Source organism: Bradyrhizobium sp. UFLA05-112, from assembly GCF_053572325.1.
Genome location: NZ_JBANBK010000142.1, coordinates 1 through 13,026 on the forward strand (window position 1 = coordinate 1; position 13,026 = coordinate 13,026).

At 57.0% G+C, this 13,026-nt stretch carries 10 protein-coding genes and 4 pseudogenes; 8 read left to right on the forward strand and 6 right to left on the reverse strand.

Annotation, left to right across the window (positions count from 1 at the left end; translation table 11 throughout):
* Positions 1–191: IS66 family insertion sequence element accessory protein TnpB (tnpB, locus tag SO180_RS40515; protein ID WP_449384378.1), on the reverse strand; the 191-nt coding region annotated here is incomplete at its 3' end.
* 4 nt (positions 192–195) lie between these two features.
* A pseudogene (locus SO180_RS40520) lies at positions 196–309 on the reverse strand (hypothetical protein); the annotation flags it as partial.
* Between the two features lie 147 nt (positions 310–456).
* Here SO180_RS40520 and SO180_RS40525 point away from each other — a divergent pair.
* Positions 457–648 (forward strand): IS66 family transposase, encoded by a 192-nt coding sequence (locus tag SO180_RS40525; RefSeq protein ID WP_479684006.1) that lies wholly within the window; start codon positions 457–459, stop codon positions 646–648.
* A 184-nt stretch (positions 649–832) separates the two neighbouring features.
* On the opposite strand, the pseudogene SO180_RS40530 reads toward SO180_RS40525, so the two are convergent.
* Positions 833–1,429: pseudogene (locus SO180_RS40530) on the reverse strand (transposase); the annotation flags it as partial.
* A 321-nt stretch (positions 1,430–1,750) separates the two neighbouring features.
* Between SO180_RS40530 and SO180_RS40535 the strand changes: the two are divergent.
* The 3 genes and pseudogenes from SO180_RS40535 to SO180_RS40545 form a co-directional block, all read left to right on the forward strand.
* Positions 1,751–2,242, forward strand: a complete 492-nt coding sequence (locus SO180_RS40535) for a PaaI family thioesterase (protein WP_449384380.1) — start codon at positions 1,751–1,753, stop codon at positions 2,240–2,242.
* A 213-nt stretch (positions 2,243–2,455) separates the two neighbouring features.
* Positions 2,456–2,566 (forward strand): hypothetical protein, encoded by a 111-nt coding sequence (locus SO180_RS40540; RefSeq protein ID WP_449384387.1) that lies wholly within the window; start codon positions 2,456–2,458, stop codon positions 2,564–2,566.
* A 31-nt stretch (positions 2,567–2,597) separates the two neighbouring features.
* Positions 2,598–2,810, forward strand: a pseudogene (locus SO180_RS40545) (transposase); the annotation flags it as partial.
* Positions 2,811–3,189: 379 nt separating this feature from the next.
* On the opposite strand, the gene SO180_RS40550 reads toward SO180_RS40545, so the two are convergent.
* Positions 3,190–3,672 (reverse strand): MarR family winged helix-turn-helix transcriptional regulator, encoded by a 483-nt coding sequence (locus SO180_RS40550; protein ID WP_449384381.1) that lies wholly within the window; start codon positions 3,670–3,672, stop codon positions 3,190–3,192.
* 478 nt (positions 3,673–4,150) lie between these two features.
* Here SO180_RS40550 and SO180_RS40555 point away from each other — a divergent pair, with 478 nt between their 5' ends.
* Positions 4,151–5,656 (forward strand): porin, encoded by a 1,506-nt coding sequence (locus tag SO180_RS40555; RefSeq protein WP_449384382.1) that lies wholly within the window; start codon positions 4,151–4,153, stop codon positions 5,654–5,656.
* A gap of 1,232 nt (positions 5,657–6,888) precedes the next feature.
* Positions 6,889–7,275, forward strand: a complete 387-nt coding sequence (locus tag SO180_RS40560; RefSeq protein WP_449384383.1) for a hypothetical protein — start codon at positions 6,889–6,891, stop codon at positions 7,273–7,275.
* Between the two features lie 387 nt (positions 7,276–7,662).
* On the opposite strand, the pseudogene SO180_RS40565 reads toward SO180_RS40560, so the two are convergent.
* Positions 7,663–8,130 (reverse strand): annotated as a pseudogene (locus SO180_RS40565) (acyl-CoA dehydrogenase family protein); the annotation flags it as partial.
* A gap of 899 nt (positions 8,131–9,029) precedes the next feature.
* Complete coding sequence (gene nodU / locus SO180_RS40570; protein WP_449384384.1) at positions 9,030–10,706, reverse strand: nodulation protein NodU; 1,677 nt, start codon at positions 10,704–10,706, stop codon at positions 9,030–9,032.
* A gap of 1,386 nt (positions 10,707–12,092) precedes the next feature.
* On the opposite strand from nodU, the gene SO180_RS40575 reads away from it, so the two are divergent.
* Both SO180_RS40575 and SO180_RS40580 read left to right on the forward strand, forming a co-directional pair.
* Positions 12,093–12,284 carry a hypothetical protein gene (locus SO180_RS40575; RefSeq protein WP_449384385.1) on the forward strand — a complete coding sequence of 64 codons (192 nt, stop codon included), beginning with the start codon at positions 12,093–12,095 and terminating at the stop codon, positions 12,282–12,284.
* An 89-nt stretch (positions 12,285–12,373) separates the two neighbouring features.
* On the forward strand, positions 12,374–13,026 hold a 653-nt coding region (locus SO180_RS40580; protein WP_449384386.1), incomplete at its 3' end, for an enoyl-CoA hydratase/isomerase family protein.

Here is a 13,026-nt window from a genome sequence, read left to right on the forward strand (position 1 = left end):
GCCAAAATCTTCAAACGGTCCGCCCGCTTTGAACGAAAGACGAAAATTGTCCCTGCGAACGGATCGTGGTGGAGTTGCTCCGCCGGTATGCTCAGCAGACCGGCACGCGCCGCCTTGCGCCACGCGAACAGGTGTTGCGGCGAGATGTCGTGCCAGGCGCGCCACCTCGGACGCAACAGCGCCCGGCGCATACGACTCCGCCACGATCCGCCCCTTGACCGCGTCGCTCCACCGCCGCCGATGCCCCACCCCGACCTGGATATCTACCCGGCCCCGTGGCTCCGAAGCGTCAACCATATCGTCAACCATATATGCGAACCTAACTGTATATGACGGCTCGCATGTTGCCGATCAGCTCACGCCGAACAAGGTGCGGGAGACACGCCGCTTACAGTTGATCGCCTTCGTCGTGTCGTTGTTCCTGGAGAGTTTTGCGCGCTGCTCGCGCAGCCAGGCGTGCAACTCGGTGATCAATCCGCCGCGCAGATGGCCCCAGCTGATAAGACTACGGTGGCATCATTTGAGCGCCGCAAGCCGGCGCGCCGGCCGCTGCCGGAGCATTTGCCACGGGAGCGCATTGCCTATCCGGTGCCAAGGACCTGTCCATGCTGCGGCGCCAACCGGGAACGGACTGGCGGATCGTGGTGAGGGAAAAGTACCCGGCCCAAAACGATTGGGGGACCTTAGAGAAGATCCAAAGAGCCCCTTGCAGCGCTCCACGTGTGGTCGTCTCCTTGCCGATCGAAGTCAATCGATAGCGCCGGCCGTAAAGCGGATGACGCGGATCCACGACTTCCACTTCTTCGGAGGTGGCTATGTCATCATCGCCTTCCCGCGTGCGGCCGCCGCGACGACGCACCTGAAGCCGTTCCTCACGATAAAGGCGACGAAGCTTCTTGTGATTCATGACAATGCCTTTGCCTGAGCAGGATGTGCAACCTGCGATAGCCGAATCGTGGGCGAACGGACGCCAGCTCGCGCAGCCGTGTCCGCACCGCCGCCTCGTTTGATCGATGGCTCCGATACCGCACCGAAGTGCGATCGGTGCCAGGCGCCGAACACGCCCGCCGCTCGCTGACCTCATAGGCGATCTGAAGGTGAGCGACGGCCTCACGCCTAGCGGCGGGCGTCACCATCTTTTTGCTGCGACGTCCTTTGAGCATGGCGTTGTCGAGCATCGCCTCCGCCAGCAGCTCCTTCAGCTTCGCGTTCTTATACTCAAGCGCCTTCAGCCGTTTGGCATCGGATACTTCCAGCCCGCCATACTTGGCTTTCCATTTGTAGAACGTGGCCCTGTTAATCCCGTATTTGCAGCACACGTCGGCCGTCTTCGCCCTGCTACCTGCTCGCGCAAGATCCCGATCATCTGTTTCCGTGAACCGGCTCGGCCTCTTATCCATCCCCGTCCGAGGTGATGGACTCTACCCATTTGGAGGAGATTGCGGCGATCAATTCACACGATCCGGCTGACGTAAAACTGCCTGAGCTAATACAGCGCGCCAACAATTGCTAGCGGGGAAGCCTTAACGCTGTCCACGACGTAATCGGTCAAGGAACCTGCTCCCTCTGCGGCCATCACGCACGCATCGCGCGATCGATTTCAAGATGAGTTTCAGAGCCAAAGTGGGAAGATCGCCGGAAGGATGCGCCAAGGACCACTTACTTGGCGATTTTCTGCGCCCGAGAATGGTACCATCTTTGTAGCCGGCGGAACTTAAAACCAAAATCACCAATCGAGGGCTCTGTTTCGATGCACGAACAGACGAAAAAGGCAACTTCTCACAGTCTGAACCAGCGCGTCAACACTCGCGTGAGTACCGAGGGTGAATTCACAGGCTGGCGAATCTACCACGATGATGGTTTTGAGACTCACGCTGGCCCCTTTTGGTATCGGCAAGAACCGGACGGTAGTACGCGCTGCGCCTTCCGAGTCGAAAAAAAGCACGTTAGGGACACAGGGGCCCTCCATGGCGGTTGCTTGATGACGTTCGCCGACTATTGCCTCTTCGTAATCGCCAAGCCGGTGCTACAAGGGATCGGCGTGACCGTTAACATGGCCTGCGACTTTGTCGATACCGCGCGCGAAGGCGATCTGATCGTGGGCACGGGTGAAATCACCCGTGCTGGCGGCTCGCTCATTTTCGTGCGAGGTCAAGTGAGGGCCGCAGAGCGGACTTTGTTCACCTTCTCCGGCACAATCAAGCGGTTGAAGCAAACGGCGGCACCAAAACCAAACGAGTAGCTCTTGCCCTAGTGAGGCTGAGAGTCGGCACGAAGGCGCTTGAGCATGCATCCGTCAACTGTAACCTCGGTGATCATAGAGATGTGCAATCGCAAAACCCGAGGGCCGGAGATCGTCCGCGCGCTTGCCAGACAACTTCATGGAGAACTACAAGGTCGGCGTTCTCAAGCGCTACGGCTTAAACTACAGATCGATCAGGAGATCAATCCACGCATGATCTATTTTGTGGTAACCGGCTTAGGCCAGATCGGACCCTACACGCCGCACGCAGGGTACGATGTGATGTTCCCGGTGTCCTTGCCCCTTTGGCTTAATCCAGTTTGAAGTTCGTTCTGGCCCAGACAAGGACCAGAGCATGAAGCGCAACCGCTTTTCGGAAACAGATCATCGGGATTTGAAGGAACACGAGGCTGGCGTGTCGGTTGCCGATTTGTGCCGGAAGCATGGCATCAGCGATGCCAGCATCTACAAATGGAAAGCCAAGTTTGGCGGGATGGAGGTCTCGGAGGCCAAGCGGCTGAGGATGCTGGAGGACGAGAACACGTGGCAGAAGCGGTTTTTGGCCGACGTGGGCTGGATTACGAAGACTCCAGACGTGGTGGCCATGGACGGCATGTCAGCGAATTGCTTGCGAGCTGCGCGGCGGTTGAGCGTTCAATTCTCCTTGTCGCACGCGACCGAGGCCTGGTTAGCGTGTCGGAGGTGATCAAACTACTGCGCGGCGGCGCGGATTGATCTTGAGTTAGCTTTGCCTCGGATGATGCGGGCTCCCGTGGGGCAGATCGAAAATTTCGTGACTTCAGGTGAAGTTGGCTAGATCATAAACTCGCAGACACACAGCTTCGAAATCAATATTGACTGTGAAAACCTCACCGATGGTCTCAAGGCCTTACAGTGCTAACTGACAAGGCCTCTGCTAGCGAAATCGGCATCTATCTCTTGGCGGCCTACAATAGGCCGATACTCAGCTTTTGCGACGCCAATCGGCTATTCTTGCCAATCGAGTTTAGCCGTTTGTTGAGATAGGCAAGGGACTCTCCATCTAATTCGCCAAAGATTGTTGACTTGAGGGCTTCTCTTTTGGCCGACAGTTTCGCGATCTCTGCCCGCGCCTTTGGCGTAAGCGACATCTGGAGGAATCTTGCATCATCAGGCGATGTTGCGCGATCCAGCAGCTCCATTTGTTCCAGCCTTTTCGTTTGATTGGTAACAAAGGCGGGATGAATTCGGAGCTTGTTCGCAACGCCTGTGCCTGAGACACCGCGACCTTCATCGAGTTCATCGATCGCCATCAGAATCAGCCACTGAGCTTCGGATATTCCCAGCATCTGGGCCCAACCTTTGTGTATTTCCTCAAGCTGCGAATGAATTTCGACAATGTTCCAGATGAAATCTCTGAAGGCTCTATCGAGTTGTTCTGTTTCCGCCATGTTGGTTCTTTCCGCCGAAGCTTACTGTCACTCTCAAGTTGCACGACTGTAGTCACAGCTGCGCAACCTACGTATCCCCGTTTGGCCCCCCGAAAGAAGTGCTCGCATGACATAGTTGGTAAAAAATACAATTTATTAATACAATTGATTTATCGCATCAACATTGTCGCCGTTTTACGCAGCTGACCAGCGGCCGTGATAAAAATCTCCAAGTGAAGCCTCTAGGATGCCCTCCTGGAGGCCTTTATTTCCACCTTTAAGTCACGCACGAAAGAATGTTGCCAAAGTGCAACGTTCTCAGAATAAAGAATGATCTCGCACAATTGCTTGTTTACATCAATTGATTTCGCAAATTATAAGACGATGGACAGCGAGGGGCGCCTCGAAGTCGTTCCGCCAAGCACCTCGCCCACGGGGCCAGGCGAGCCAGCGGATTTTTGGAAGGCGGAAACGACGTTTCAAACTTGGAGGTTCATCAGTGAAACTGACAAAGAGTCTTATCCTCTGTTCTGCAGCAATGTTTGCTGGCGCTGGGGCGCAGGCAGCCGATCTGCCTGTAAAGGCTAAGCCGATCGAGTACGTGAAGGTGTGCTCGCTATATGGCGCCGGCTTTTACTACATCCCGGGCTCTGACACTTGCATCAAGCTCGGTGGTTATCTGCGCGCTGTAACAATGTTGAACACGAGCGCTTACTATGACGCCGCCAGCACCGGTGTGGCTGGCGCGCACAATCGTCTCAGCAATTATACCACCAGTTTAGCCCGTCTAACCCTCAACATCGATACTCGCACCGCGACCGAGTACGGCGTCGTTCGCACCTTCTTCACCGGATTCTATACTTGGCTCGACGGAACCTATTCGGGTGCCGGCACCACCGCCGTGAATGGCTCGACAGTTTACTCTTCCTCGAGCGCTGGTAATTTGCTGGCCGTGTACTATGCTTTCCTTCAGTTCGCGGGTTTTACGATGGGTAAGGCGACTTCACAGTTCTCTGCACCCTGGGGCCAGTATCCGACGGGCTACTTCGAAATGCCGGGCGCCAACGGCCTAAGGGGCGTCAACCAGTTCAGCTACACCGCCGACTTCGGTCAAGGCGTTACGGCCTCGTTCTCGGCTGAAGATCAAATCCCTCTTGACACAAGCAGCATATGGAACGTGAGCGGCGCGACGACTGCAGGTCTCGCGACAGGTACGTACGGTGCCAACGACATCGGCGGTTCGCGAATTCCAGATCTGATTGCCGCGGTTCGTGTTGACCAGTTTTGGGGCCTTTTCCAAGCGTCGTTCGCCGCACATGAAAACCATGCTGCCTACTATGGCGCAACCGAGGTCACCGGCCACCCGAGCGACAAATGGGGCTGGGCTGGTCAGCTGGCATTATCTTTCAAGAATCTCCCAACTGGTGCTGGCGACTCGATCAACTTGACCGGCGTCTATACCAACGGTGCAACCCGTTACAACTTCCAGAGTAATCTGTCGACCGCCTACGCGATGTACGGCAGCACGAGCCTCGCGGGTGCTTACCAGAGCGTCGGCCTTGCTGGTCTATCTGACTCTGTCTTTGTGGCTGGCGCCGGGCAGCAGCTGACGACGACCTACGGCTTTAATGCTGGCTACACCCACAACTGGAATCCATACTGGAGCACCGATATCTTTGGTTCGTGGGCCGCCGTGCGATACAACGACACGGCTAAGGGTTACATCTGCGGCGCTGTTGTCGCAGGTCTCACGCTATCGAGCGGTGTCGCCGGCTGTAATCCCGACTTCAACTACGCAGTTGCCGGTGTAGGGACCAACTGGAACCCCGTCAAGAACCTGACCTTCAGGGCTGAACTCGCCTACATGATGCTTGACCAGAAGTATGCGAGCGGAAGCACGGTGACCCTGCCGCTACAGTCAGCTATTGCCAAGCCTGGTGCTGCGTACGAACTGAAGGACCAGAACAGTCTCACGTTGCTCCTCCACGCTCAGCGGAATTGGTGAGTCCTTGTCAGGCGGAAGGAGAGAAAAGCGGCTCTATAATATCTGAGTTCACCTCCAAGAAGGCCTCCGGCATGCCCGCCGGAGGTCTTTAAATTTCGGATCCAATTTTCGGCTTTGACAAAGACGGGCGACCCGACGGTAGCGCCGGCCAGAGCCGTAATGCGCTATCAGCCGTTGACGCTGAAGACTTGCATTGATTGGCGCGGGTGCACATCATTGGGGTTCTGCAGTTCGTATTGCGACCGACGCTGGACGCTGATCGTTGTACGAGACATCCGTCGTCCGTGAAGAACCCGGAGTTCAACTCGGGACGAGGTGAACTCGGAGGATGAGCTGGACGACGAGTCAGTGCAACAAGAGCTTCAGCCAGGCGATAAGGCGGCGGAAGTTGTAACCAGCGGCGGCGAGGATATGGCATCACACTGGCGGCGCCGGAGCTAGTTCCGATTCATTCGGTGCTCGGATTGAGATGACCGATGACCGGCTCGATGGCCGAGCGGCCGCGCAACTCACACTTGATCTTGGGCGTGACGTGAACCGCTGAACTCTGTATCCAGGTGGATTGTAGCCGCGATAGCACGCTTAACGATGTTACCGATCAGCGTCTCCACGCGTTGAGCGTATGCCCGCCATTGGGATTGCCGGCAGCGCATCCGCATGGGCGACGAGCTGACCGTCCTTGGCATGCGCTGAGCTTATTGGCGACGGACACCTCAACGCCGAACTCGTAAAGCCGTTCCCTTGCCTTGCTGATGCACTCCAACTCCGACGCGTGCAGCGACTAAACCTTCGGTCCGTGCTGGCGTCGGGTCTGACCGCGCACCTCTCGTGCCAGCGTCAGCATGCGTCCCTGCCGCAATAATCGCCCGAACCCCCACTCCACATCTGGCATCCAATTCTACGCTTCGCGCGGCGTACTGAGGGCGGTAGCGTTCGCGCCGTCGTAGCTGGCGGGGATTGCGGGGACGGCGCGTATGCAGGCTGTCGCGCGATCTTCCGTCCCGGTTTTTGAAGGGGCACTTTTCAACGCCGGCCTCAACGATATCGCAGTGGCGAGTGAGACAGTCGATCAGTGCGGTGGTCGTCTTGGCTTCCATCTACCGAACGCAAAATTGGTGGTGAGGAAATCGAAGCGGGTCCGTAGAGCTTGCTGACCAGGTGGAATAGCTACTTGGCTGGACGGAACGGCAAATAGCTAATTTAGTCCAGGACAACGAAATCCGAGCGGGTAAGTGATCGGCGAGCCCGCCCTTTTTCATCTGAAGGCAGTTGACGAGATGGACGACGCCACAGAACGGACCGCGCGCGTCATCATGAATGCAGCTTTAACTGATTCCGATGGCCAAATGGATCTTGCCTGTTCCGGTCCCGCCGACCAGCACGATCTTGCATTATTGCGCCAGGAATGTCCCGCCGGCGAGCTCATGGAGGAGCGCTTTGTGATTAGCGCACCTTCGAACTCGAAGTTGGCCAGAGACTTGGGCGTGCGGTCTCTCGTTTATTATCAGCCGGCATTCGATCGAGCGACCCTGCTTCTCGCTGCCTTGGGCATACTACGCTTCGTGCTGGCTCGCTTGAACAACCACACTCCGGGCGGCAGCGGGCGCGACGCACGCTAATCGGGTCCAAGCCCGGCGGAACGATCTTGTTTGTCAACTTAGGAAACGAGCAGGCACTGAGAGTCGATGCAGTCGCGGATTGCGAGCTCGCTCCTTCTCGCCGCGGTGTCCAGTGCCGATTCAGCCTCTACACCGTCTGAAGTTTCCGGGCTCCTTGAATCGATCGAGCGCCGCTCGGCATTGTCGACGATGCCGCCCCTGTTCACAGTACGCACTCCCCAGTCATCTTTCGCTTCTCGCCCCCGCAAGGCTTGATCCCGGCCATTCGCACTATTTGCAGATGTGGATGCCCCGCCCCCATCTTTGCCAATGCTTCATCGGATCGTAGGGTCGATCCGGCCGAAGTAGCGGAGACGGAACAAGGCCGGCATGACGATCATTGCGTGACTATTTCCTCATCACATCACAGATCACACGGCAGACACGGCGCAGGTGATACTCGGTCAAAGGTGCCCTCGATCCTGGTCAGCCGCTTGAAATAGTGGCCGATTTTGGCTTCCATGGCCATGCCGATGCCCGACTGCTGGCCGATCCGGATTTGCCCATCTGCACCTTGGCGGCTGCGAGCCCCCTTGCGCCTCCGACCGCGTGATCGAAATGGCCGTCACGGTCGCGAACATCGACATCGAGTGTCCTTGTTCGAGCATGACGAACATGTCGGCAGCGCGACGCTGCAGGCTCTGGAATGAACGATTGCCGCGCCGAACTGCTTTCGCGTCTTCAAATATTCGACGGTGATCCTTGAGCGATCATCAAGCCGACAGCTTCTGTCCAACTCGCGATGGGGGCTTCGTCGACCACGCACTCAATCAGCGGCAGCTCGTTTTCGGGATCGCCGAGCGAGGGGTCGACGCCCTTGTTCGCCTCAGGTTCGGGCACCGCGCCGCGGCCCCTTAGGCAGCCATGTAGGGTGCAACAGTTGGTCGCCAGATTTCGATCTAGGCGCAGGTCAACTCACCGTCATCCGCGCGCGAAGGAGCCACGCCGCAATGGATTCCCGGAGGAGCAAGGATACCGATTCTATCGCTGCCGACGCTTCGCAAGCGCTGTCACCGATAAGCTGTTGGCAGAAAGGCATGAGCTGGAATACCGACGATCGGGTCACCGGGGGATCTAAAACAGGACCGATCGACGCTGCCTTGCCGTTTCTCGATCCAGATAACGAGGCCATCTTCATTCGTCTCGTTGGCTGCCATTCTCATCCCAGGTCTTCTCGCGCCGACGCAGCGCCCAGATTCGTTTATGTTCGGTCCCCAGCATTCCAACGCTAATGGGAGCACGCAGCACACGCCCGAAGAACACCTTCGAGTCGGTCATGGCAGCTACTGCGCGAGAGCATCAGCGTCTGTCCGACGCATGCAAGCTGGTCTTCGCATCGTGTTCGGTCTGCACGACGTGCCCCCTCCTCGTGCCGGCAGGACCGCCGATTACGATCTCACCATCGGCGTAACTCGAAAATATACCCTTCGCTGTTCAGGCGCGGCGTCGCCCGGTCCCGGTGAACACCTCGAGCCGGTGCAATGGGTTGCGGCTTGCATTTTCGCAAAGGCTCGTGTCCATCCCGCTCGACCTAGTCACTTGACACTTCCACATAGCCCTCACTCGCTCAGCTTCGATCGATCATCCGAAGAAAGACTTCCGAGCTCGTGACCACGTAGAGCATCCGTACTCCTTTTTGGCTTCTGACGATTAAACCTCGTCCTCGCTCGTCATTGCTGCCCCCGTCTTACGTGAAAGGGACAGTCGACCGACGATTAGTTTTGATCCTTTCTGGTCCACAGCAGACCGTCACACCATATGTGTTGAACGCGTCCCCACCGGCAAGCCGCCGCGGCATTCGGGAAGAAACCACGTCCATGGTGGTTGGCGCTGGTATTGCAAAGCAGTGGAATGCTCGTGAGCCTTTCATATTCGACGAGAAGTTCGGCGACTTTGTGCTCAGAATCTCTGGGAATAGTCTGCAATCGGGCAGATCCGTCGAGATGTACAACAGCGGGGATCTTGTCTTGCCATTCTGCCCGTGTCTGATGATCGAACAACATGTAGGGATCCGGCGTTCCGGGGCTGAAAATTTCCTGCGCGCGATCCTCCAGACATATCGGCGCCACTGGCCGAAAGTGTTCGCGAAGTTTGATGTCGTTAAGATAATCCTTCATTCCCGCCCTAGTCGCGGCAGCCAGAATGCTTCTGCCGCCTAGTGCCCGCGGTCCCAGCTCGGCACGGCCGGCAAGGAACACCACGGGCTTGTTGCTGGCGAGGACGGCCGCAAGTTCGCGCATACTGCACTGCGCGGCCCTCCATTCAGGCGGCACTTCGCTTTGTATCAGCACAGGACCACTGTAGACCGACCATTCCAATGGCACGAAGCCTTCGTGCTCCGCCATCGCGGAGCAAGCGGCACCGATCGCCGAACCGCTGTCATTCGGGAAGGGGGGCACCCAGACAGCATCGAAAACGCCGGTAGCACGTAGTGCACTGTTCCATTTGATATTGAGACCGCAGCCTCCGGCTATACACAAATTTCGTGGTCCTGGAATATTAAAGTACCGCTGCGAAGCAATCGCAATTTCGCGGATGAGCAGACGCTCGAGGAAAACATGAAATGATGCGAGTACATCTTCGTGTGCCTTAGCCTTCAACCGGAGCGCGCTGGCCTCGAAGAAGTCGTGCATAGATGCAAGTGAGGACTCCCAGTTATGAGTATCCGCACGATAACGTCGGGCAAGTTGCGTGTCGCCCGCCAAACGCTCCTCATAGAGCTCCTGAAACAGCGCCATGATGTCTTCATCAACAGACCCGAGTGCTATGTAGGACATTACCTTACCGGAAACGCCCCGATCCCAGTTCGTGCGGCTCGGCTGCTTATAGGGTCCGAAGTGATGGCCAGCGGCAGCATAGGCGTGGCCCAGTATGGGGAACAGGCATTCAAGGAACCGGGCGGCGCGGCGTTCTACATAATAGAGACGCGGGAACATGCCGCCGTCCCACACCAGGCAGAAGGCCGCTTGCCCGGCTTTGGCAAAGGGACTGGTGCAGTACGCGGAGGCCACATGGCCTGTGACATGCGGATAGCTTCTGTAAGGAAAGAGCATGTCATTGAGCATCAACCCGAAGCCGTCGCGCGAGATGAGGAGACCCTCGGCATGGCGTTCAAGATACGGCGCTCCTTTGAGAGTGATAGGCGCCACACCACTGCGGACCTCGAACTGCGACTCGACCTCACCGCCCCAACCGTCGACGACAAACTGGTCGACATCCCGTAGGTCCAGACCGTGCTCTGCCAGAGCGATAACAACTGCGTCCAGATTATCGATGGTCTGATACCGCGGATTGTTGTCCCGTTTCTCCTGCTCGACGCAAAATACCAAACGTCCGTCCTCGACAAGAGCGACGGCTCCGTCATGCGTAAGCTTAATGCCGCAGATGCGCATAGTTCCTCCATGTCGTCGACAATTGGATTGAACCGAAAGTCGATTCGAACTCCGAGATAGGCGAGCAGGCCCTTTTGTTGACCAATTGCGTTACTGGCATTGCACGCGCTCAGCTCGATCAATTTAGAACTTTCTCCCGACTGTTATTCGAACTCCCCCCGCGGTCGAGAGCCATTGAACGAAGGGGACTATCCGCTTCATATGCGGCCACCACGTCCGTTGGCATGCTCACCCTCGCTCGTGGTGCGAAATCAATCACGTTGATTCACTCGCAACGGGGGCTACCTTGAATGCGCCATTCGCGTACCCGCTTGGAGGACATTTGTGATCTCGCTTGATTTGCGTGCGGTGCTCTCCCTCGAACGGATGGGCATTGAACCCCCACGGATTGTCGCCTGCTACTTCCCGCTCTAACAACTCATACTTCATTGCAAGCTCACGACTTGTTCACGAGGTAACGTATACGACCATTGCGGCTGCTAAGATTATCCGGCGTCCCCGACCTCCAATATCCGCGCCAAAATCCCGTCCTGCGAATTGCCGCAGTGATTCGCAAAAATTCTAGACGTTTGGGCCAGCTATCGGTATCGAATGGAAATAGCTCATTCACTACGATCATGCTTGTCTCCGTCTCGTCTTAACCAGCTCCACGAGCGCTCAGAGAGAACGACTAGCTAAAGCCGCCGACGGCGCCGCGAACACATTGACTGCCACATTTATTCCTGTGTTCGGAGAAGCAGCGGTAGCGAGAGCAGACAATTGACGAGCTCGACTCTCCCAAGGTGACGCTAATCATTCAACAGGTTGCCATATTTCTCATCTAGATCAATTACCAACCTTAGTAGTTGACCGCGGGGCACGTTCTTGAATCTCGCCAGCATTATTGGGTTAAAGAAAGTTGTCCGTTTAAGGGGCCGTGTGCAGCACAGACATCGTGCAATTTAGGTGAGTCTCCTATTGACGGGCCGAGCGCGCCCAACTGGGCCTTGAAGACACCCCTATCTCGGCCGTACCATCCGCGATGTCGCTCGCAAGATCGCCTCCGCACTGACTAGCTCATCGACTTTATATCGCAGCGTTTCGTGATCGGGCTGTTGCCGCTCAACACATTTGCGGCCCGTCCGACGAGCACGCCCGCAAGCGCCTATCGCCAGCGCGTGCGTTGCGACCTTATTCGGTGCGACTTGCAAACAAAGATGCAGTACTGGCGGGCGAGCAGTCCGCCCGGCTGGCCCGTTCCCGCCAATGACGCCTGTTTGCAGTCCGACATGCGTCGTGAAGCAAAGGAGCCACATACGCAAAAGCGCAACATGTTCAGTCCGCATGTTGGCTGGCACGCAGCTTGCACAACTCCTCTCGAGCAGACCCAGACAATGAAAGCGATCGATGATCAACATGACGAACACCGCGGAGAATACGATCTGCCTGGCAGCACAGTCGGCGATCGGCATGCAGATCATGGTCGAAGTCGGCGGCTGCATGAGCCCGAGCGAATCTGAGTTCGGCCCTGTCGTGTTTTGGAGAAGTCTTCCACGAGATATTCGCCGGGACCGAGATCATTCACTTGATGGTGCTTGAGTCCCGCGTGGTCGGGATGGACGTGCTCCCAGACGCCCGTCGCGACAATCAATCGGGTACCCGAGAAGGACGCAAAGGAGACTGCCGCCATGGACTACGAGTTCCTGAAATACGAGATCGACGAGCGGGTCGCGACCATTACCTTCAACAATCCCGATCGCCACAACGCCCTGAGCTCGCCAATGAAGAAAGAGTTCAGGACCGCGATCGCCAAGGCGGAGGAAGACGAGCATATTCGAGTCATCATCGTGGCCGGTGCTGGCGGAAAAGCATTCTCAACCGGCTATGACCTCAAGGAAGCCAGTGACATCCCCCGAGGGTCGATTGAGGATTGGCGGAACCGGGTCGCCGATGATTGCGACTTCACCTATAGGGTCTGGTCCTGCTCCAAGCCAGTCATCGCGCAGATCGAAGGTTATTGTCTCGCCGGAGGGTTTGAGTTCGCCCAAATGTGCGATGTCCGGTACTGCTCGGACGAGTCCAAGTTCGGCGTGGTCGAGAGCAGATTCTCGAGCGGTCTGGCGACGCTCGTCATGCCCTGGATCATAGGCGCGCGCTGTCGGGAACTAATCTATACTGGCGACACGATCGGTGCCAATGAGGCGAAGGAGATGGGGCTCGTGAACCGGGTCTTTCCAAAGGACCGGCTTCAAGTCGAGACCATGAAGGTAGCTAAACGCATGTCCCTGGTCTCCATGGCGTGCCTGCAGTGGAACAAGAGGGCGATCAATCAAACCTTTGA